Consider the following 21,541-nt stretch of genomic DNA (forward strand, 5'->3'; position numbering starts at 1 on the left):
ATGCTTTGTGATATTTGCCATAAAAACATTGCTACAGTTCATCTTACCGAGATTATTAATGATAAGGTAGCTGAGATGCATATTTGCCAGGCTTGTGCTCAGAATAAGTCTGAAGGTCTTGCTCAGCAGCCGAATATTTCTGATTTTGTTGGCGGTCTGGTAAATGCTGATTTGACTAAAAAAGATAATCGAGCCTTAAAATGCCCGGCCTGCGGTTTTAACTATAATGATTTTAAGAAAAAAGGGAGGCTGGGCTGTGGCCGGTGTTATACAGCTTTTAGAAGACAGTTACTTCCTTTGCTTAAGAAGATTCACGGAGCAATCCGCCATACTGGTAAAATTCCTTTAGATGTTAAGAGACCGGTTTCTTCAGAAGTAAAGTTAAGAGAGTTAAATGATCAGCTAGAGCGGGCGATCCAGCTGGAGGAATACGAAGCGGCAGCAAAAATTAGAGATAAACTTAAGAAGTTGGATAAAAACAAGTAGTAATTTAAATAATGTTTAGGAATTTTCTCGATAACAAAGATAGTTGGTTGAGCAAGAAGGGTCCGGAATCGGAGATCGTTTTCTCATCGCGCATCCGTCTGGCTCGTAACATTGACGGAATTCCTTTTCCTTCTAAAGCTACAATTGCTCAACGGGAGGAAGTATTCAAGTCAGCCAAGGAAGCCTATCCGCATATTAAAAGATTCAAGAATAGTTTTTTTGTTAACATGGATGACCTCGGAGAGCTAGATAGTCACTTTCTTCTTGAGCGGCACTTAATTGCTCAAGAGCACTTAGTCCAGGCTTCACACCGAGGACTTATTATGTCTAAGGATGAGGAGATTTCAATCATGGTAAATGAGGAAGATCACTTCCGGATGCAGGTAATTACCTCTGGTTTTGATCTGAAGAAATGCTGGGATATTCTTGATAATATCGATAATGATTTGAGTAAAAAAATATCTTTCTCTTTTTTGCCCGATGTAGGCTATCTAACTGCTTGTCCGACTAATGTTGGAACCGCACTTAGAGCGTCATGTATGTTGCATCTCCCAGCATTAATCCTTACCAAACGGATCAATAAGATTTTAGAGCTTTTGGCCCGGATATCTTTTACTACTCGGGGTTTGTTTGGTGAAGGCACGCAAGCTTTAGGAAATTTTTTTCAGATTTCCAACCAAGTGAGTTTAGGTTTAAGCGAGGAAGAGCTAATCGACAATTTGATCAGTGTAGTTAACCAGGTCAAAAATCACGAAATCGGTGCTCGCAATATTTTGATTAAGAAGTACAAAAAGAATCTAGAGGATAATGTCTGGCGGGCTTTAGGAATTTTAAGAAATGCTCGTTTGATTAATAGCAAAGAAGCCCTGAGTCATCTTTCTATCTTGTCATTAGGCCTAGATTTAGGTATAATTAAAGATGTAGATTTTTCAAAGTGTAAGACTGGCAAGAAGTTGTTGCGTAACTTATTTATTATGATTCAACCGGCTCATTTACAAAAAATTGAAGGCCGGACTTTAAAAGAAAAAGAACGTGATTCAATTAGAGCCGATATTTTAAGAGAAAGGTTAGGAGGATAATAAAATGTTTAATCGTTTTACTGAAAGAGCAAGAAAAGTTTTAGTTTTGGCAAAAGAAGAGGCCCGTCGTTTTAATCACGATTATATTGGCACTGAGCATATCCTTCTAGGATTGATTCGCGAAGGCGAAGGGGTAGCCTGTGCGGTTTTGCAAAATTTAGGCGTTGATTTAGAACGTTTACGTATTGAAATTGAAAAGTTGATTTCTACCGGAAGTGTATCCTCGGTGTTGGGAGATATTCCTTTTACCCCTCGCGCTAAAAAGGCTTTAGAACTGTCGGCTGAGGAGGCTAGGAATTTAGGTCATAATTATATTGGAACCGAACATATACTTTTAGGTTTACTTCGTGAAGAAGAAGGCATTGCCTCACAGGTTTTAATTTCTTTAGGGGCGGATTTAAAAAGAATAAAAAATGAGATTTCTGCTCTTTTAGGCGGAGCAACACAAACTCAAAATCAGAATACTAATCAAAGTTCGTCGAAAACGCCGGCTTTGGATTCTTTTGGTCGTGACTTAACTAAGCTAACTCGTGATGGAAAGCTTGACCCAGTTATCGGAAGAAAAACCCAAATTGAAAGAGTGATCCAAATTTTATCCCGAAGAACAAAAAATAACCCGGTGCTTTTAGGTGAAGCCGGAGTTGGTAAGACAGCGATTGTTGAGGGTTTAGCCCAGGACATTATTAAAGGTGATGTTCCCGAGGTTTTGCGGGGAAAACGAATAATAGTTTTAGACTTGGCTTTAATGATTGCCGGAACCAAGTATCGCGGTCAGTTTGAGGAAAGAATAAAAGCGGTAATGGAGGAGATAAAGCGTTCTAAAGATGTAATTATCTTTATCGATGAGCTCCATACTTTAGTTGGTGCCGGTGCCGCCGAAGGAGCGATTGATGCTTCTAATATTTTAAAACCAGCCTTAAGCCGCGGCGAAATCCAATGCATTGGAGCAACTACTCTTGATGAATATAGAAAACATATTGAGAAAGATGCTGCTCTTGAGCGGAGATTTCAGTCAATATATGTTGAACCCAATAGCGTTGAGGAAACTATTCAGATTTTAGAAGGTTTGCGTGATAAGTACGAAGCTCATCATCGGGTTAAATTTACCGACGAGTCATTATCGGCTGCGGCAAAACTGTCTGATCGTTATGTTTCGGGAAGATTTTTGCCGGATAAAGCTATCGATTTAATTGATGAGTCGGGTGCCCGATCAAGATTGAATGTATTAACCGCACCTTCAGAAATAAAGGAACTAGAGGAGAGAATTTCTAATATTATTATTGAAAAAGAAGCGCTTATTAAGCAACAGGATTTCGAAAAGGCTGCTCGTCTTCGTGATGAAGAAAAAACTTTGCGCCTTAAGTTGGAGGTTTTAAGAAAAGAATGGAGTAAGAAAAGAGATCAGATTACTCCTGAGGTTGGATATGAAGAAATTGCTCGGCTAGTAGCTAGCATTACTGGTGTGCCGATCTATCGTTTAGAGGAAAAAGAATCAGAAAAACTTTTAAAGATAGAGCATGATCTACGTGAAAGAGTGGCCGGGCAAGATGAAGCAATTGATGCAATTGCTCGTTCAGTTAGAAGAGCCAGGGCTGGAATCAAAGAACCGCGTCGGCCGATTGGTTCGTTTTTGTTTATGGGCCCTACCGGGGTAGGCAAGACTTTGCTTGCTCGGGCTTTAGCTGAATATATGTTTGGTAATGAAGAAGCACTTATCCAATTGGACATGAGTGAATATATGGAAAAATTTAATGTTTCAAGGTTGCTTGGGGCTCCTCCGGGATATGTTGGTTATGAAGAGGGGGGTCAGCTTACTGAGCGCGTGAGACGTCGGCCCTATTCGGTTGTGCTTTTAGACGAAATTGAAAAAGCTCATCCTGATGTGTTTAATATACTTTTACAAATTTTAGAAGAAGGAAGATTAACTGATAGTTATGGTCGAAGAGTTGATTTTAGAAATACAATTTTGATTATGACTTCTAATGTCGGAGCTGGAATAATCAGAAAGCGGGGCTCTTTGGGGTTTAAAGCAATTAGTGAAGATATAAGCTATGAAGAAATGAAGAATCTTCTTCTTGAAGAAGTAAAGAAGACCTTTAAGCCGGAATTTTTAAATCGTTTAGATGAGACGGTTGTTTTTAGGCCATTGAATAGAAAAGATTTGGCAAGGATAGTAGATATCGAAATAGCTTATGTTAATAGTCGAATAGCTGAGCAAGGTTTTGAAGCTATACTAAGCCCTAAAGCTAAGGATTTATTTATTGAAAAAGGGTTTGATCCGGTTTTTGGCGCAAGACCCTTAAAGAGAGTTATTCAAAGATTCCTTGAGGATCCTTTGGCTGAGGATATTATTAGAGGCAAATTTACCGAAAAGCTAAAAAAGAAGTCAGAGAGCGATAAAATAAAGATAAAAGTAATTAAAAAAGGGGGAGCTTTAGTATTTGAATGAAAAATTGCCTTTTTATGCTCCTCTTTTTTATTATTCTGAGTTTAATCGGAATATCTGCTTTTCCATTTTCAGAAAATTACATCGAATTTAACTTAAACAATAGAGAAATAAAATTAGTAGACTTTAACCTTGGTGATTATGCTCTAAGTGGAGATTTTTCGCTGGGCAGCTATCAAGATCAAGGTTCTTTGATTTACGAGGTTGAGGGGCGTAACGTTTCTATTGGTGCTTCGGAGGGGTCGTCTTTGACCTTCGGTGATAAAACAATACCTTGGCTTGCGCTTAAAGCAGTAAAACGGGGTGAGGTTATTTTTATCGAGCAACTTTGTTGGCCGCAAGCTTTAATCAAAGGGAGTATTGACTTAGCTAAGTCTAATTTTTCTTTGGATATTAATACCGAGTGGGATGCGGCAAATCAGTTTTTAGAGGGGCACTTAAAAGTTTCGGCTAAGGCTTGGGGCAGTAGTAGTAATTTTTCACTCAGCGGTTTTTTAACTATTGACCAGGGGACCTATAAGGGTAGGGAGTTTGCCCATTTACGTTTAGATCTTTTGGGGAAACCACCGGTACTCAATATTACTGATTCAGAGTTTGTTATGACTGATGGTACGGTAGCAACTCTTGAAGGAGATAAAGTTCTAGATTTAAGAAATCTGTATAGCTATATACCACAAGCCGAATATCGGGCTAAAAAGGCCTTTATTGATGAGTGGCAACTCTTTTCGGAAGATGAAAGTAGGTTCGGATTAAAGAAAAGTCTTGATGAGAATATAGATGTTTCGGTTGGAACCGACAAACAAGAAGATTCAGCTTCGCCTGACACCGAGTTGCGTTACAGGATGAAAGATGATAAGTATTTGAAGCTAAAAATGCAAGAAAATAGCACCGTTATTGGTATTGAAAAGCGAAGGGATTTTTGATGAGCCTATTGAAATCAGTTGGCCAATTATTTCATTATTTGGGTAGTTTGGGATTTTTCGCTAAAGATACCATTCGTTGGATTTTTATCAAAAAGCGCAGCTTAAGGGCAATTGGTAGAGAGATTGTCTTTATCGGTATCGATAGCCTGCCTTTGGTCTCGCTTATTTCATTTTTTCTTGGAATAATTATTGCTTTTCAGACTGCTTATCAATTAAGAGCATTTCGTTCGGAAATTCAGCTGGCAACCTTAGTCGCTCTTTCGATGGTTAGGGAGTTGGGCCCGGTTATCGGAGCATTAATCGTTGCCGCTAGAAGTGGTGCTTCAATCACTGCCGGGATTGGCTCGATGAAGATAAGTGAGCAAATAGATGCTTTAGAGACTTTCGGGGTGGATCCGATAGATTATCTGGTTGTGCCTAAGTTTTTAGCTTTAGCAATTTGCATGCCGATTCTAATTATCTACGCTGATTGTATGGGGATAATCGGCGGTTATCTTGTCGGTACAACTAAGTTTGGAATTAGCCTCGGTTTATATTTTAGAATGACTTTTCAAGCTTTAGGCGGCCGAGATATTATGAGCGGCTTGGTTAAGAGTTTTTCCTTTGGCAGCATTATTGCTTTTGTATCTTGTTATGAAGGATTTCGTCCTTCTTCTTCGATTGACGTATCGCGTTCAGTTACTCATTCGGTAGTGCGTTCGTTTATCTTTATTGTTGCTTTTGATTGTGTATTAACGGCACTTTTTTACTTTACTGGAGTATGATAAAAATAAGAGGAATAAGCAGGTCGTTTGGCGAAAAACAGATTCTAAAAGGAATCAACCTTACGGTTAATAAGGGGGAAACTTTCCTTTTGATTGGACGCAGTGGCGCCGGGAAAACTGTCCTTTTAAAGAATATTATCGGCTTGCTTCGACCGGATCATGGTACAATTTGCATTGATGATGTTGATATTACTCAGTTGAGCAAAAAGAAATTAGAAAAAGTAAGGTTAGAATTTGGTTTAGTTTTTCAAGGCAGTGCTTTGTTTGATTTTTTAAGTATCGAGGAAAATGTTGGATTTTTTCTTTATCAGCATACAACTTTGAGTAAACGGCAGATAAGAAAAAAGGTTACCGAAACATTAGCCTTGGTAGGGTTAAAGGGGATAGAAGATTCTTATCCTTATGAATTAAGTGGTGGAATGAGAAAGCGGGTTGCTATAGCTCGCTCAGTTATTTATAATCCGAAAATTATAATTTATGATGAGCCGACAACCGGAATTGACCCGATCGCTGTTGACAAGATAGTTTCTTTAATTGAAGATCTCCATCGGCGCCTCGGGATTACCTCAGTAGTGGTAACGCATGATTTAGAAGTCGGCTTAAGGCTTGCGGATCGATTGGCTTTTCTGCTTGGTGGCAAGATAATATTTGAGGGCGATAAAGAAGATCTAAAAAATAGTAAAGACGACCGCCTTATTCAATTCTTAAAAGGGTCTTCTGGAGGCCCAATACAGGAAATGGAGGTATAAATATGACTGTAAAAAATCTTTGGGATAGGAAGAAAAATATCGTTTACATTAAAGTGGGGAGTTTTTTCTTAGGAGCGTTGATTATAGTATTCATTACACTGATTTCCTTGAAAGAGGTAAATATTTTTAAAGGTACCTATGAAGTGACGGTTACCTTTGATTTTGCCGAAGGGTTAGCGAATGCTTCCCCGGTCCGTTTTTGCGGTGTAGACGTAGGTGAGGTAAGAACGGTAGTAGTTAAGGAGATTGGCGATAAGCCGTTGGTATTTGTTTATGCGAAGATAGAAAAAGGAGTGAATATTCCTAAAGACTCCTATTTTTTTGTAAATAGTTTAAGCTTGTTCGGTGAAAAGTATCTAGAGATCGATCCGCCGCAAAAGGTAACTGCTTATATCCAAGAGGGTGATATTGTTGAAGGAATCTCTCCGGTTCCCTTGTTTGATATTTTTGCCAGTGCTTCCAAAACCATGAATGAGGTAAGAGCTTTTTTAAGAGAGGGCGAAATTAAACAGTCAGTTGCCAATATAGTTAATAATATTGAAGATGTTACTTTAGAAGTGAAGGGTTTACTTGAAGATATGAAGGACAAACAAGGGACCATCGGACGCTTGCTGTATGACGATTCACTTTATCAAACAACCGAGGAGTTTATCGGAGATTTGAAGGCTCATCCTTGGAAGTTATTACATAAGCCTAAAGATCGCAAAAAAAGAAAATAGGAAATTTTAGAAGGTAGTTAATTGATTAAAGATGCAGTCTTTATCACGTCGGTTTTAGTATTAACTACTTACCAATTACCAATTATTCAATTATATAATCATGTTTAATTGTTCCGGATGCGGGTATCAATCGGTTAAATGGTTGGGCAAATGCCCTACTTGCCAAGGCTGGGAGACTTTTGTTGAGGAGGTAAAAAAAACCTCCGGTGGCGTTAGAAAGGAGAAGCGTTTACCTCAACTTATCGGTGAAATAGATTCAAAAGAGCTATCGCGGATCGAAACCGGAATTGGGGAGTTTGATCGAATGCTCGGCGGTGGGCTTGTTCCCGGCGAGGTAGTGCTTATTGGTGGTGAGCCCGGCGTAGGCAAGTCAACTCTTTTGCTGGAAGTGGCTGCCCGTCTCACCAAAAATGGTAAGACTCTCTATGTTAGTGCTGAAGAGTCAATTGAGCAGCTAACTCTTAGAACTAAACGTTTTCAAAGCGATACCAAAAAACTTTATATTCTTGATGAAGACAATGTTGAATATATCTATAAAGCGATTCAGGAGAATGGATTCAAATTTGTGGTAATTGATTCGATTCAGGTAGTTTATTATCCGCAACTTGATGGTTCCAAGGGAAGCATCTCTCAGATTAGAGGCTGCACTGATTACCTTACTCAGATAGCCAAAACCTTGGGAATTGTTATTTTTATGGTTGGCCATGTTACTAAGGATGGTGCAATTGCTGGGCCTAAAGTACTTGAACATATTGTCGATTGTGTTCTTTATTTTGAAGGTGAATCACTTTCGAATTATCGTATTTTACGGTCAATGAAGAATAGGTTTGGACCGACTGGGGATTTAGCTGTTTTTGAGATGAAATCAATTGGGTTAGCGGAGGTTAAGAAGACCACTGATATTTTTCTTCCTCATCGTGAGCAATCATTTCCGGGGAGCTGTGTTGTTTGTGTAATTGAAGGGTTGCGACCATTGTTGATTGAGCTTCAATCTTTAGTCAGTCGGGCTTCTTTTGGAGTGGCCCGTCGAAGAAGTCTTGGTTTTGATTTCAACCGGTTTTCACTTTTGGTGGCGATTATTGAAAAACGCTTAAAATTATCTCTTTCCAGCGAAGATATTTTTTTAAATGTTGCCGGGGGCTTGAGACTTAATGACCCCGCAGCAGATTTTGGTGCAGTGATGGCAATTATATCTAGCTTTCGGGATAAGAATTTACCTCCCGAGACGCTTTTTATCGGAGAGGTAGGGCTGGCCGGTGAGCTGCGGCGTGTTTCTAACATAAATTTGCGACTGAAGGAAGCTCAAAGAGCTGATTTTAAATATTGTATAATTCCTGAGCCTAACCTAAAGGAGGTGGATAAAGGTTTTAGTTCAAGAATTAAAAGTTATGGTTGTCTAAAAGAGGCAGTGAAAGAGGTATTCTGAGTGAAAAAAGTATTCATTAATCAATTCTGCAAAAAGCAGACATGCTGAGGAGGTTTTTATGGGTTTATTTTTTTTAAGAATCTTGTTTATTTTAATTTTTATCGGAATGGGTTATGTTCTGGGCGGAACCGATTCAATATTTTTTGCGGCAATCGGCGCTGCGGTTGGTATCGTTGTCGTTCTCTTTGAGGTGTTTGCCCGGCGAGTTTCCTTAAAAGGCTTATCTAGCGCAGTATTTGGAATAATGCTGGGGCTTTTGTTGGCTTGGATATTTTCTGAAACCTTAAACCAATTTTCATCATCTCCAGATTTCCCTTCCCAAGTAGTTAATAATATTAGAATATTTGTCACTTTCATCTTTGTTTACTTGGGACTCACCTTAGGCCTAAAAGGCAAAGATGACTTCCATTTAATTATTCCTTATATTAAGTTTAAACGTCAAGAGTTGAAGGAAGAAATTATTGTCATGGATACTAGTGTTATTATTGACGGAAGGATACTAGATCTTGTGAAGACTAGGTTTATCGAAGCTAAGTTTTTAGTTCCTCGGTTTGTACTTAATGAACTTCATGCTTTGAGTGATTCCACTGATCATATGAAACGCCAAAAGGGGAAGCGGGGTATTGAAATTCTACATTCTTTAAAACAAGAGCCAAACATTGACGTTGAAATATATGATAAGCCGGTAGAAGGGGTTAAAAGTGTAGATGAGAAGATTATCCGTTTGGGTCAAGAGCAAGATGCTAAGGTCATGACCACTGATTATAATTTAAACCGGATAGCTCAGTTGCAGGGCGTAGGTGTTTTAAATATCAATGATTTAGCTAATGCTTTGAAGCCAACTTTTGTTGCCGGTCAGCGTTTTCAACTCAAGTTGATAAAAGAAGGTAAGGAACAGAGCCAGGCTATAGGTTACCTAGAGGACGGAACTATGGTTGTGGTTGAGGGTGGTCGACGCTTAATCGGTAAAATTGTAACTATTGAGGTTACTTCGATTTTACAGAGTTCAAGCGGAAGAATTGTGTTTACAAAATTAGCAAAGTAGGTAATGAACCTTGGCGTAGTAATTGTTTCTGCTGGCATTGGCACGCGGCTCGGAAAGCGAGATAAGCCAATTTTAAAGTTAGGCTCGAAGCCTCTTTTTTCCCATAGCTTAGAAGTTTTTAAAAGTCTAAAACAGGTAAAGCAGATTGTTTTGGTGTTGAGAAAGAGCCATTTTCGTTTAGCTCGAAAGTTTATTCAAGACGGCCGAGTGATTTTAGTTGAGGGTGGCGCACGGAGAAGAGATTCAGTATATAACGGTTTGTTGGCTTTAGACGGCGGTATTGATTCGGTTCTTGTCCACGACGGAGCCAGGCCGCTGATAAGTAGAGAACTAGTAATTAAGGTAATCAAAGCACTTAAAATTAATCCGGCAGTAATTTTAGGAGTTAAAGCTACTGATACCTTGAAGTTGACTAAAGGAAAGATTATCAAAAAGACTGTTAAGCGGGATGATTTTTATTGTGCTCAAACCCCGCAAGGTTTTAGAAAAGATTTAATAGTCGAGGCTTATAAAAAGTTTAAGTCAAAAGCAATCACCGATAGTGCCCAGGCGGTTGAGCTTTTAGGTAAGCGAGTTAAAATCGTAGAGGGGGATAGATATAATATTAAAATAACCTATCCCCAAGATATAGCTTTAGCTGAAGCTATATATAGACTTAAGAGGTGAAAGGATATGAATGGTTATCAAGTTGGTTTGGGGTTTGATGTTCATAAATTTAGCACAAAGAAGAAAAGCTTAATTCTGGGCGGGATGAAGATTCCGGCTGCCTTTAGTCTTGAAGCAGTTTCTGATGGAGATTTAATATTACATGCAGTAAGTGATTCGATACTTGGCGCAGCTGGTTTAGGCGACATCGGTGATTATTTTCCTCCTGAGAGCAAGCAGTCAAAGAATATCGATAGCATAGATATCACTCGCTTTGTGCTTAAAAAAATCGGCGGCAAATACAAAATTGAGAATGTTGATATTATTATCGTAGCCGATAAACCTCGTCTAGTTAAGTATAAACAGGCAATTACTAAATCTTTGAGGAAGATCCTAGTAACAGTAAATGTGAACCTAAAGATTAAATCGAAAGAGGGCCAAAACATTCTTGGTACCAAAAATGGTATGAGCTGTTTAGCTGTAGCTCTTTTGAAGGAAAAATGAGTATCAAAATATATAATTCGCTGAGCAGGAAAAAGGAAGAGTTTAAACCTTTGAGAAAAGGTAAGGTTTCAATGTATGTTTGCGGTCCGACCGTTTATGGCGAGCCGCACATCGGACACGTGCGCAGCGCCTATATATTTGATGTTATTCGACGCTATTTTGAATCTAAAAAATACAAAGTTAAATTTGTTAGGAATGTAACCGATATTGACGATAAGATAATTAATAAGGCCAAGGAAGAATTTAAAAATGAGGATATAAATATCGCAGTTAAGAAGGTTTCAGAAAAGTATCTTAAGGCTTATCATGAATGTATAGATGAATTGGGAATAAAGAAACCTACCCATGAACCAAAGGCTACTGAATATATCAAGAAGATGATAGCTTTTATACAAAAGTTAATCAAAAAAGGCGTTGCTTATGAGTCAGGAGGAGATGTCTATTTTGATATCACCAAGGCTATCGGCTATGGTAAATTATCTAACCAGAGCTTAGAGATGTTGGAGTCAGGATCGAAAAAAGATCAAATCGGGATTAAGCATAACCAGTTAGATTTTGCTCTTTGGAAGAAGGCCAAACCTGATGAACGCAGTTGGAATAGTCCTTGGGGACAGGGGCGCCCGGGTTGGCATATTGAATGCTCGGTTATGAGTTCTGATATTTTAGGCAGTCAGTTTGATATCCATGGCGGAGGAATTGATCTTATTTTTCCTCATCATGAAAATGAAATCGCTCAATCTGAAGGCGCCGGCGGAAAATTTGCTAGGTATTGGATTCATAATGGTCTTTTGACAATTAATAAAGAGAAGATGGCTAAATCATTAGGCAATTTTATTACTATTAATGAGCTAGAAGATCGAGGCTACCCTCTAGATGTGCTTAAACTTTTATTTTTGCAAAGTCATTATTCACATCCGGTAGATTTTACTTGGGAAAGAATGGAGGAGTTAAAGAAAGCTTACGAAAGAATTTTGATATTGGTCGATAAGGCTAAGGGTGTCCAGAGTGGTCTTGGAGAGGAAGGTATGCTTATGTATAAACAGCAGTTTACTGAAGCGATGGATGATGATTTTAATGCCGCAAAGGCTTTAGCTGTATTATTTGATTTAGTTGCAAGGTGTAATAAACTTTTAGAAAGCGACCAGGAGAATAAACAATTCATGCTTCGCCGTGGGGTAGAACTAATAAAAGAAATGGGAGGTATTCTTGGGCTTAGCTTTAAACAGGAGATAGCTAAAGGAGTGTCGGTTGAGGAGATAGATGAGAAGGTTAAACTTAGGTCAGAGTGTAAGCAGAAGAAAAAGTTTGACCAGGCTGATTCAATCAGGAAAGACTTAGAAGCTAAAGGAATCATTTTAGAAGACACTAAGGATGGAACAACATGGCGAAGAAAGCTTTAAAAGCCAAGAAAAAAGCAATTTTTATTACCATTGAAGGGCTAGAAGGTTGTGGAAAAAGCAGCGTTATAAAATTTTTAAATAATTTTTTAAGGCGGAAAAAGTTTTCGGTTAAAATTTATCGTGAGCCAGGCTCAACCGCAATCGGTGAAAAGATCCGAAAAATTCTTTTAGATAAAAAGAACAAGAAATTGTCGGCACACACAGAACTCTTGTTATATTTAGCAGCCAGAACCCAGCTCATCGAGGAGGAGTTAGAAAAAAGCCTGTTGAAATATGATTTTGTTATTTGTGATCGTTTTTTTGATTCTACTCTAGTTTACCAAGGCTTTGCTCTTGGCTTAAAGAAAGCTACTGAACTTTCAGTTAAAATATTTTCTTTAGGAATTAAGCCGGATTTAACATTTTATCTTGATCTTCCGGCAAAAAAAGGCCTTAGTCGCTTAAAGACGCGTGATCGGATCGAGTCGCGGCCTTTAAATTTTCATAATAAGCTACGCAAAGGATTCTTACAGCTTTCAAAAAGATATCCTCGCCGGATAAAAACTATTGATGCCCGCGGAGATTTAGAAAGTATCTATAAAAAAATAAGCAGAATTTTAGTCAAGTATTGTTAATTTTTAATAGTCGCCAAATTGACGCTTACGATGGACCAAAGCCAAGAGTTATTTAGTTATTTCCATACCCTTAAAAAACATTCCTGCATTGGAGTCGGCTATACTTTTATCGGAGAGGACTTTTCGCAAGTTCCCGATATTATAAAATTGATAAATTGTCAAGATGCAGATCGTTTTTGTAATAGTTGCTGGGATTGCAAACGGATCGACGAGGCTAATCACCCGGATTTATTGACAATTGAGCCGCAGGGCTTAACTATAAAAATCGAAGCTATTCGTGAGGCGATTCGTTTTCTTTCTTTAAAAAGTTTTCGTCTAACACGTAAAGCTATAGTTATAAAAGGTGCCCAAAATTTAACTCCCCAGGCTGCAGCAGCATTTCTGAAGACTTTGGAGGAGGCCCCGGACAATTCTTTCATTGCTCTTTGTATGTCAAAATTAGACGGGGTTCCGGCAACAATTATCTCGCGTTGCCGGAAGATTTTCTTACCGTTTAGCCAAAATAGCCTAGTTTCGAGCGATCGGGAACTTATTTTTGATCTTTTCGCCGGCCGGGATCTGTTTTTTAAGGACCGTAAGGAATTTTCTGTTTTCTTATGGGGACTAATTGCTTTGCTGCATACTGATTTATTGGTAAAAAAGGGTGGGCGAAATAATCAGTTGTCTAATTATAAGGAATGTGCGATAATTTTAAATTCTTACAGTCCGTCCCGAATCAGCAGTATTTTAGAGGATTTATTGAAAATTTACAGTGCTCATGGTAGCGTGAATATTAATTTAGCCCTGAATTTAATAAAGGCTAAACTAAAATAAGGAAAAGATAATGAAAGTTGCTTTAGTACGGTTGCGCGAAGCTGGACAGCTGATGACTTATAAGGTTACCGAGGACGTCAGTGTTCATGATTATGTTATTGTTGAGGCCGATCGGGGACTTGATTATGGTGAGGTCATCGAAGTAAGTGAGGCCAACCTTTGTCCAAAAAGTGAGAGTAAGGAAAGTTCGGTCAAAAGTATTGTCCGAAAGCTAACTCCCCCAGACAAGAAGGTGATTAAAGCAAATAGGCAGGAATCCAAAGATGCGATGCGCTTATGTGCGCGTAAAATTAGAGAGTACAAATTAGCGATGAAGTTGGTTGACGCTGAGTATTCTTTCGATAAGAAAAAAATTGTTTTTTATTTTACTTCTGAAGGAAGAGTAGACTTTCGGGAACTAGTAAAAGAGTTAGCCAAAGTTTTTAAGATTAGAATAGAGATGCGGCAAATTGGCGTACGCGACGAAGCCAGGCTTTTTGGCGGCGTAGGACCTTGCGGTCACTCTCTTTGTTGTATCCGATTTTTGAAAAGTTTTGAGCCGGTAAGTATGAAGATGGCTAAGGCTCAGAAATTACCTTTAAGTAGTGGTAAAATTTCCGGTATTTGCGGAAGGTTAATGTGTTGTCTTTTTTATGAGTACAAGAATTATCGTGAATTATCTAAGGGATTACCTAAAGAGGGCCAAACTATCGATACTGAACAAGGAAAGGGTAAGGTAATTTCAGTAAATGTTTTAAAGCGGCTTGTCTGTGTTCAGTTTGAAGATGGCCGAACAGAAAAAATCACCTTTAAAGAAAATGAGTAAGTTTTATCTTACTACCCCTATTTATTATGTGAATTCCGAACCGCATATCGGCCACGCCTATACCAATATAATTTCTGATTGCACGGCTCGTTATCAACGCTTGAAAGGCAACCAGGTTTTCTTTTTGACTGGCACTGATGAACATGGCGAAAAAATAAAGAAGGCTGCTGAGGCTCAGCAACAAGAGGTTAAGGTTTTCATCGACAATAAGGCAGAGATATTCAGGAAGTTGTGGGAAAAACTAAATATTTCCAATGATTTTTTTATTCGGACCACTGATGATTTCCATAAACAAGTAGTTCAGGTGGTGGTTAGTAAATTAATTGAAAAGGGTGATATCTATAAGGCCAAATATAAGGGGTTTTATTGTACCCCTTGTGAAGGTTTTTGGACTCCGGTTCAAGTTAAGGAAGCTGGAGGTTGTCCGGACTGTAAGCGGGAGGTTCAGCTTATCGAAGAGGATAATTATTTCTTTAAACTTTCAAAATATCAGGATTGGTTAGTTAGTCATCTTAAAAATAATCCTGGTTTTGCGCAACCCAAGAGTCGTTATAATGAGGTATCAGCATTTTTAGAAAAGAATAAGTTGGAGGATTTGTGTATTTCCCGTCCTAAAAAGCGTTTAAGTTGGGGGGTTGCTTTTCCCGGTGACGATCAATATGTAATTTATGTCTGGTTTGATGCTTTAATTAATTATATTAGTGGAGCCGGTTACAGTATAGATCAGGAAAAATTCTCTCGACTTTGGCCAGCCGAGATTCATTTTATGGCTAAGGATATCCTACGCCACCATGCCATATTTTGGCCGATAATGCTAAAGGCTTTGGATCTTGAACTGCCTAAAGTTGTTTTTGCCCATGGTTGGTGGAAGTTTGAGGGTGAAAAAATGTCTAAATCAAGAGGGAACATCGTCAATCCTTTTGACGTTATCGAGACTTTAGCTATTTCACTCTCAGGAAGCAAAGAGATGGCCGTAGATGCTTTACGATACTTTTTGTTGCGCGAGGTACCAATAGGTTCTGACGGTACTTTTTCTTGGCCGGCTTTGTTTAATCGAACTAACTCTGATTTAGCTAATGATTTAGGTAATTTAGTCTATCGGACCTTAAATATGGCTGAAAAGTATTTTGAAGGTAAAGTTAAGCCCTCAAAGAGCAGTCTCCCTTTTGAGTTTAAGCAAAGTCTTGGTAACCTTGAGGCTAGGTATTCTGAGCTTATGGATAGTTGTGCTTTTTCAGTTGCCCTAGAGGAAGTTTTTGGTTTTATTAGAGCCATGAATAAGTTTATCGAAGACTCAAAGCCTTGGACTCTTTGGAAAGAGAAAAAGGTTGAAGAACTTGAAAACTTTTTATATTATCTTCTTGAAGGCATTCGTATATCAGCTTTGTATTTATCTGCGGCTATGCCGAATGCGGCTAAGTCGATTTATTCTCAGTTAGGGCTAACTCAGGGTGAATTTTCTTTAGCTTCAGCTAAATGGGGCACTCAGAAAGAATTCAAAATAAAAAAAGAAAAACCGCTTTTTCCACGCATTGATGCTGATTGATTCTCATTGTCACCTCAATAACCTTTCAGAAATAACCAGAAAAGAAATTCTGGATACTTCAAGAAATGACTTTCAATATTGCTTTATCGATTCGAGTATAGACCTGAATAGTTCTTTAGCTTCTAGTCGATTGTCGGCGAGTTGCGACCATGTCTATACATCATTAGGTTTTCATCCCTTATCGGGAGAGAGCTTTGATCATCAAACACCAAAAGCTTACGGAAATCTAATTAAAAATAATGATAAAGTTATTGCTGTCGGTGAAATCGGTCTTGACTACAAAGCGACTATATCAACCAAAAAACAGGAAGAAATTTTTAAGACTTTTATTAAAATTGCTAAAGATAATAATTTGCCGATAACTATACATAATCGTATTAATCCTTTAGGAGATAAGTTAAATGAGCCTCAACGGGTATTGGATATATTGGATGAATTTTATCAAACTTACGAAATGGTGATATTCCATTGTTTTTCTCATTCGGTCCAAATTTTAGAAAGAATTATTAAGAAGATGGGTTTTGTCTCTTTTTCTTTGAATATTTTGCGTAAGAGTAATAAAATACTTAGATCTTTAGAGAAATGCCCTTTAGAAAATATTTTGTTTGAGACCGATTCTCCTTATATGAGAATAAAAGATACCAATTCCACGCCTTTAGATATAGGTAAAGTCTACGATCGGGCAGCTCAAATAAAAGGTGTGGCGAGGGATGAATTAGAAAAACAAGTTTTTTTAAATGCCAGAAAGGCATTTTCATTTAACCCCGGAGGCAAATGATGACTTCGCTAAGATTTAAAAATAATCGTTTGTTTTATCTTGACCAGACTCAGCTGCCGCTAAAAGAGCTTTGGCGAGAGTGCCGGAGGCTAGAAGATGGCTTTTTGGCAATTAAACTCTTGCGAGTCAGAGGAGCTCCGTTGATTGGAGTCTTTGCGGCTTATTGTGTTGCAATTCATCTTAACAACCTTTCAAAGTCCAAAGATGTTTTTTTGAGGCAATTTAAAAAGTCTTTGAAAGATTTAGAGGCTTGTCGGCCGACAGCAGTTAATCTTTCCTGGGCCCTTAATCGCCTCAGGAAGGCAGCCAATAAGGTTAGCGGGCAAAGTATTTCAGTCATTAAAAGGGAAGTATTAAATGAGGCTAAGGCAATTCATAAACAGGATGTTTTGTTGTGTAAACAAATGGCTGATTGCGGTTTAAAGCTAATTAAAAAAGGTGATCAGATTCTAACTCATTGTAATACCGGATTTCTTGCTACTTCAGGACAAGGTACAGCCTTAGCGGTGATTTATCAGGCTGCGAAAAAGTATAATAATAAAATAGTTGTATATGCTGATGAGACTCGACCGCTACTACAAGGTTCACGCCTCAGCGCTTGGGAACTAATAAAGAAAAAAGTACCTTCTTATGTTATCTGCGATAACATGGCCGCTTCACTTATGGCTAAAGGCAAGATAGATAAAGTTTTCCTTGGGGCTGACCGCATTTCAGCCAACGGTGATGTAGCTAATAAAATTGGTACTTATAATGTTGCGGTTATTGCTAATTACCATAAAGTACCTTTCTATGTGGTTGCACCATTTTCTACTTTTGATTTATCATTAAAAAGCGGTGCTTCTATTCCGATTGAGGAACGAAAGCCTGATGAAGTACGTAAGGTGGTAAGCAAAGTTTATATAGCGCCAAAGCAGGCTAAAGTTTGTAATCCGGCCTTTGATGTAACTCCGAGTAGGCTGATTACAGCTATTGTTAGCGATAAAGGGATTATCTATCCGCCGTTTAGAAAGAATATTAAAAAGGTGTTGTGTCGATGAAGGAATTAGCTTGGATTGATTACTTGAGACAAATAGTTCCCAAGAGCCGGGAAGTTTTAATCGGCATCGGCGATGACTGTGCTCAAGTTAAATCCAGAAGCGATAAGTTATTACTTAAGAGCGATTTATTTATTGAGAATATTCATTTTAAGTTAGGAAAGACAGGGTTTAAAACAATCGGTTTGCGGGCAGTAGCAAGAGTGCTTTCAGATTTTGCTGCTTGTGGAGGAGTTCCAAAATTTATCGGTATTTCAATAGGCATTCCCAGCTATTTAAAAATTAGCGACGTAAAGAAGATATTGGGAGCAGTTTTAATTCAGGCTAAGAAATATAAATTCTCTTTAGTTGGTGGTGATACTGCTAAAAGTGCAAAATTATTTTTAGATGTTTGGGGGTTAGGTGTAGCCCCTAAATTTATCTCAAGAGACGGCGCAAAGGTTGGAGATTATATTTTTATTACTGGAAAGTTAGGTACAAATAGGTTAAATGAGCCTTTTGAGCCAAGGCTTAAGGAGGCCCAATATTTAGCTAAGAATTTTAGATTAAATTCGATGATCGATATATCCGATGGTTTTATTGTAGATCTTTATCGAGTTTTGACTTTAAGTAAAAAAGGTGCTTGTCTTAATAAAGAGGCTATACCTGCCGTCAACGGGAAAGCTGATTTTTATCGCGGAGAAGACTATGAATTGATTTTTACTGTAGATAAGGCTGAGAAGAAGCTTAAAACTTTGGAAAAGAAATTCTACTGTGTTGGTAGGGTGAAATCTAAGCAGTTTGGGTATAAAATTGAGAAAAACAATAAGTTATATAATTTATCGCCGAACGGTTACTTGCATTTTTAATTGAGATGAAGTTTAATTTGACATTAAAGTTAAAGAGTTTATCGGCTACGGAAACTAAGCACTACGGTGAATTGTTTTCAAAGGCTTTGTCTGGTCGGGACCTGGTTGTATTAGTTGGAGCCTTGGGCGGCGGTAAAACTACCTTTACCAAGGGCATTCTTAAAGGTTTAGGTTATCGGGGTCGGGTTCTAAGCCCATCATTTACTTTAGTACGTGAGTATCTAACTAAAAAGTTTAAGACCTATCATGTTGATTTATATCGCTTGGATAAAAATGAGGCCTTAAACCTAGGGCTTGATGATTTTATCTATTCCGATAATAGTCTTACTTTGATTGAGTGGGGTGATAGGATAGATAAGGAATTGGATAAGTATATAGTGGTTAAGTTCTCATACTTAGCTGAAAGTTCAAGGCAGTTATTAATTTCAACGGTAGGTTATAATAAGCAGAAAATAAAAGCCATAAAAGGATTGATTAACAAATGAATTTATTAGTAGTTGATGCCAGTTCTGAGAATATCTCACTAGCTATAAAATATAAAGGAAAGCTAGTGGCTGATTTTAATCGAAAGAAACGCTTTGGGGCGTCTTTACTTATTCAGCAGATTGACAGGCAGTTAAGTAAGAATAAGCTAAGTCTAAAGTCAATGGATGCTTTTGTAGTTGGCAGTGGCCCAGGTTCTTTTACTGGCCTTCGGATATCCTTTAGCGTAATTAAAGCCTTTATGTTGGTAACTAAAAAACCGACTATCGAGGTGGGAAGTTCTTATTCTTTAGCTTATGCTTTGAGGAATAAGTCTAGCAAAATAGCGGTTATTTCCGATGCCCGGCGAGGTTTAATCTACGGAGTTTGTTTTAAGTCTAGATTGGGAGTTTTAAGGAAAGAGGCTAAAGAAAAACTTTACAAACTAGAGGAGTTTATCAAGAACAAAGAGGATTATCTTTTTTGTACCTATGATAAAGATCTAAGAGATCAGGTTTCCAATTTAAATAAAAAGATTGGGTTTTATGATAAAGATTTATACCCTAAGGCTCGGGATTTGCTACTTGAGGCTGAGCTGTGTTATAATCAAGGTAAGTTTACCACAATTGACAAGTTAAAGCCTTTATATCTACATCCAAAAACATGCCAAATCCAAAAAAAATAATTCGTCCGCTTTGGATTGAAGTTGATTTAGCGGCTTTAAGTAGTAACTTTAAAGCAATCAAAGCTTACCTTGAGCCAAAAACTAAGATAATTGCAACTATCAAGCAGTCTGCCTATGGGCATGGTCTTGTTCCAGTAGCCAAACAGTTAAAAAAAGACGGCGTAGATATTTTTGGTGTTGGCAGTATTGAGGAAGCCCTGGCTTTGCGTGAGGCTGGTTTTGATTCCCCGGTGATTGTTTTAACGGCAGTCTTAAGTAATTTTTGTAATTTATTTTTAGAACACAAGGTTATTCCGACAATAGTCGATTTAGAATTTGCTAAAAAATTAAATCGTTTGGCTAAAAAGATGGGTCGTAAAGTAGCCGTTCATGTAAAGGTTGATACCGGGATGGGTCGTTTAGGGTTTCATTATAAACAAGCTGACCAATTTGTCAGGGAGTTAGCTAAACTTAAAAATATAATTCTTGAGGGTATTTATACCCATTTCCCGGCCGCTGACAGTGACCCTGGTTTTACTCAGTATCAGATAGATGCTTTTAATGGTTTTATCGAGCAGTTAAAAACCGAAGGTATATCATTTAAATATCAACATTGCGCTAACAGTATTGGGTTATTGCGTTACAGTCACACTTATTTTAATATGGTTCGTCCCGGGCTCATTCTTTATGGGGTTAAACCTCAGGCTGAGGTAGATATCGGAATTAAACCGGTATTAAGTTTAAAGTCAAGGATTGTCTTTATTAAACAGGTTAAAAAAGGCTCAGGAGTTAGTTACGGAAGAACCTACATAGCTAAGAATAACCGCAATATCGCTACGGTGGCGGTTGGCTACGCTGATGGTTATCCTTGGTCTTTGTCTAACAAGTCTAAAGTTTTAATTAAGGGTAAATTTTTCGAGTTAGTCGGTAGAGTTTGCATGGATCATATTATGATAGACTTAAAAGGTAGAAGCGATATTAAGGTTGGTGAAGAAGTAATTTTAATTGGTGAAAGCAAAACTAAGAAAATATTGGCTGAAGACTTAGCTGAACTGGCTCAAACTATTCCCTATGAAATTGTAAGTAGACTTTCCGAGAGAATACCTCGAATTTACAAGAAGTAGAAATTTCTTTTAAGCCCCGGTGTGATAGATATAAAATGCTTCATCATTGCCAACAACTGGATGTATGCGAAAGGTTCCATTAGTTAGAATACCATTATCAAGGGTATCGTCAATTTTCTGTAATGGTTCAGCTTTTGGTGCACAAAAAACACCTGGCGTAGGAAAGCAATGGTTAGAAATTAAAATACTAAGCTCATAAGGAGCTCCATCTGCTTCGAGATCATAACAATAAAGAGCATAAATTCCTCCCCAGGGATGCATGACCATACTACCGTCTAAGTATGGACCGTCCCAACCTCTAATCGTTGCACCAGAGGTTGCATTAACCAAAGTAGAACTATATACCGGTACCCATTCTGTTTCATCTACGAAACCATCGGCGGGGTCATCGTCGGGAAATTCTTCTAATGGCCATTGAGCGGTATCAGCGTAATGGGATAAGATAGCAGTCTTGGTAGCTTTAATATCAGCTATAGCCCGAGTGACTTTAGCCTTCTCAATAGCCCTGAAAGCATTAGGAGCAATGATTGCCGCTAGAATTGCAATGATAGCAATGACTACGATAAGTTCGATTAGAGTGAATGATTTTTTCATAAAAAATTTCCTTTTGAATAATTATATCACAACAGGAAGAGGTAATTTAATAGGGTAATTTGCTGTTTGCCTA

The 21,541-nt window shown here is 38.1% G+C and carries 23 protein-coding genes; 22 read left to right on the forward strand and 1 reads right to left on the reverse strand.

Annotated features, from left to right (window positions below; translation table 11 throughout):
- The 22 genes from K9L86_00670 to alr all read left to right on the forward strand — a co-directional run bounded on the left by K9L86_00670 (position 1) and on the right by alr (position 20,874).
- A complete protein-coding gene (locus tag K9L86_00670; protein ID MCF7907381.1) occupies positions 1 to 486 on the forward strand; it encodes a UvrB/UvrC motif-containing protein in 486 nt (161 codons plus the stop codon).
- A gap of 11 nt (positions 487 to 497) precedes the next feature.
- Positions 498 to 1,565 (forward strand): protein arginine kinase, encoded by a 1,068-nt coding sequence (locus K9L86_00675; GenBank protein ID MCF7907382.1) that lies wholly within the window; start codon positions 498 to 500, stop codon positions 1,563 to 1,565.
- A gap of 4 nt (positions 1,566 to 1,569) precedes the next feature.
- Positions 1,570 to 4,014, forward strand: a complete 2,445-nt coding sequence (locus tag K9L86_00680; GenBank protein MCF7907383.1) for an ATP-dependent Clp protease ATP-binding subunit — start codon at positions 1,570 to 1,572, stop codon at positions 4,012 to 4,014.
- Positions 4,011 to 4,934: a hypothetical protein gene (locus K9L86_00685; protein ID MCF7907384.1), complete on the forward strand. Its 924-nt coding sequence runs from the start codon at positions 4,011 to 4,013 to the stop codon at positions 4,932 to 4,934. The genes K9L86_00680 and K9L86_00685 overlap by 4 nt, the downstream gene beginning before the upstream one ends.
- Positions 4,934 to 5,698 carry an ABC transporter permease gene (locus K9L86_00690; protein ID MCF7907385.1) on the forward strand — a complete coding sequence of 255 codons (765 nt, stop codon included), beginning with the start codon at positions 4,934 to 4,936 and terminating at the stop codon, positions 5,696 to 5,698. The genes K9L86_00685 and K9L86_00690 overlap by 1 nt, the downstream gene beginning before the upstream one ends.
- Entirely contained in the window at positions 5,695 to 6,447 is a 753-nt protein-coding gene (locus tag K9L86_00695; GenBank protein MCF7907386.1) for an ATP-binding cassette domain-containing protein, read from the forward strand. Before K9L86_00690 ends, K9L86_00695 begins: the two co-directional genes overlap by 4 nt.
- A 2-nt stretch (positions 6,448 to 6,449) precedes the next feature.
- A complete protein-coding gene (locus K9L86_00700; GenBank protein MCF7907387.1) occupies positions 6,450 to 7,166 on the forward strand; it encodes an MlaD family protein in 717 nt (238 codons plus the stop codon).
- A gap of 100 nt (positions 7,167 to 7,266) precedes the next feature.
- The gene (gene radA, locus K9L86_00705) at positions 7,267 to 8,592 is read left to right on the forward strand and encodes a DNA repair protein RadA (protein MCF7907388.1); all 1,326 of its coding nucleotides are present in this window, start codon (positions 7,267 to 7,269) and stop codon (positions 8,590 to 8,592) included.
- 58 nt (positions 8,593 to 8,650) lie between these two features.
- Positions 8,651 to 9,637 carry a TRAM domain-containing protein gene (locus K9L86_00710; GenBank protein ID MCF7907389.1) on the forward strand — a complete coding sequence of 329 codons (987 nt, stop codon included), beginning with the start codon at positions 8,651 to 8,653 and terminating at the stop codon, positions 9,635 to 9,637.
- A 3-nt stretch (positions 9,638 to 9,640) separates the two neighbouring features.
- Positions 9,641 to 10,303, forward strand: a complete 663-nt coding sequence (gene ispD, locus K9L86_00715; protein MCF7907390.1) for a 2-C-methyl-D-erythritol 4-phosphate cytidylyltransferase — start codon at positions 9,641 to 9,643, stop codon at positions 10,301 to 10,303.
- A gap of 6 nt (positions 10,304 to 10,309) precedes the next feature.
- Positions 10,310 to 10,786 carry a 2-C-methyl-D-erythritol 2,4-cyclodiphosphate synthase gene (gene ispF / locus K9L86_00720; GenBank protein MCF7907391.1) on the forward strand — a complete coding sequence of 159 codons (477 nt, stop codon included), beginning with the start codon at positions 10,310 to 10,312 and terminating at the stop codon, positions 10,784 to 10,786.
- The gene (cysS, locus tag K9L86_00725) at positions 10,783 to 12,186 is read left to right on the forward strand and encodes a cysteine--tRNA ligase (protein ID MCF7907392.1); all 1,404 of its coding nucleotides are present in this window, start codon (positions 10,783 to 10,785) and stop codon (positions 12,184 to 12,186) included. Before ispF ends, cysS begins: the two co-directional genes overlap by 4 nt.
- Positions 12,168 to 12,800: a dTMP kinase gene (gene tmk, locus K9L86_00730; GenBank protein MCF7907393.1), complete on the forward strand. Its 633-nt coding sequence runs from the start codon at positions 12,168 to 12,170 to the stop codon at positions 12,798 to 12,800. The genes cysS and tmk overlap by 19 nt, the downstream gene beginning before the upstream one ends.
- A 30-nt stretch (positions 12,801 to 12,830) precedes the next feature.
- Positions 12,831 to 13,613 (forward strand): hypothetical protein, encoded by a 783-nt coding sequence (locus K9L86_00735; protein ID MCF7907394.1) that lies wholly within the window; start codon positions 12,831 to 12,833, stop codon positions 13,611 to 13,613.
- A gap of 7 nt (positions 13,614 to 13,620) precedes the next feature.
- Positions 13,621 to 14,418 carry a stage 0 sporulation family protein gene (locus K9L86_00740; protein ID MCF7907395.1) on the forward strand — a complete coding sequence of 266 codons (798 nt, stop codon included), beginning with the start codon at positions 13,621 to 13,623 and terminating at the stop codon, positions 14,416 to 14,418.
- The gene (gene metG, locus K9L86_00745; GenBank protein MCF7907396.1) at positions 14,378 to 15,964 is read left to right on the forward strand and encodes a methionine--tRNA ligase; all 1,587 of its coding nucleotides are present in this window, start codon (positions 14,378 to 14,380) and stop codon (positions 15,962 to 15,964) included. The genes K9L86_00740 and metG overlap by 41 nt, the downstream gene beginning before the upstream one ends.
- Positions 15,954 to 16,742 (forward strand): TatD family hydrolase, encoded by a 789-nt coding sequence (locus K9L86_00750; protein ID MCF7907397.1) that lies wholly within the window; start codon positions 15,954 to 15,956, stop codon positions 16,740 to 16,742. The genes metG and K9L86_00750 overlap by 11 nt, the downstream gene beginning before the upstream one ends.
- The gene (gene mtnA / locus K9L86_00755; GenBank protein MCF7907398.1) at positions 16,742 to 17,779 is read left to right on the forward strand and encodes an S-methyl-5-thioribose-1-phosphate isomerase; all 1,038 of its coding nucleotides are present in this window, start codon (positions 16,742 to 16,744) and stop codon (positions 17,777 to 17,779) included. Before K9L86_00750 ends, mtnA begins: the two co-directional genes overlap by 1 nt.
- Entirely contained in the window at positions 17,776 to 18,624 is an 849-nt protein-coding gene (locus K9L86_00760; protein ID MCF7907399.1) for a thiamine-phosphate kinase, read from the forward strand. The genes mtnA and K9L86_00760 overlap by 4 nt, the downstream gene beginning before the upstream one ends.
- A gap of 5 nt (positions 18,625 to 18,629) precedes the next feature.
- Complete coding sequence (tsaE, locus tag K9L86_00765) at positions 18,630 to 19,109, forward strand: tRNA (adenosine(37)-N6)-threonylcarbamoyltransferase complex ATPase subunit type 1 TsaE (GenBank protein ID MCF7907400.1); 480 nt, start codon at positions 18,630 to 18,632, stop codon at positions 19,107 to 19,109.
- Positions 19,106 to 19,771, forward strand: a complete 666-nt coding sequence (tsaB, locus tag K9L86_00770) for a tRNA (adenosine(37)-N6)-threonylcarbamoyltransferase complex dimerization subunit type 1 TsaB (GenBank protein MCF7907401.1) — start codon at positions 19,106 to 19,108, stop codon at positions 19,769 to 19,771. The genes tsaE and tsaB overlap by 4 nt, the downstream gene beginning before the upstream one ends.
- Positions 19,750 to 20,874, forward strand: a complete 1,125-nt coding sequence (gene alr / locus K9L86_00775) for an alanine racemase (protein ID MCF7907402.1) — start codon at positions 19,750 to 19,752, stop codon at positions 20,872 to 20,874. The genes tsaB and alr overlap by 22 nt, the downstream gene beginning before the upstream one ends.
- A gap of 9 nt (positions 20,875 to 20,883) precedes the next feature.
- Here the strand turns inward: alr and K9L86_00780 are convergent, their stop codons facing one another.
- Entirely contained in the window at positions 20,884 to 21,468 is a 585-nt protein-coding gene (locus tag K9L86_00780) for a prepilin-type N-terminal cleavage/methylation domain-containing protein (protein ID MCF7907403.1), read from the reverse strand.
- Positions 21,469 to 21,541: the final 73 nt, after the last annotated feature.

This window comes from Candidatus Omnitrophota bacterium (assembly GCA_021735655.1).
GTDB lineage: Bacteria > Omnitrophota > Gorgyraeia > Duberdicusellales > 4484-171 > JAHKAJ01.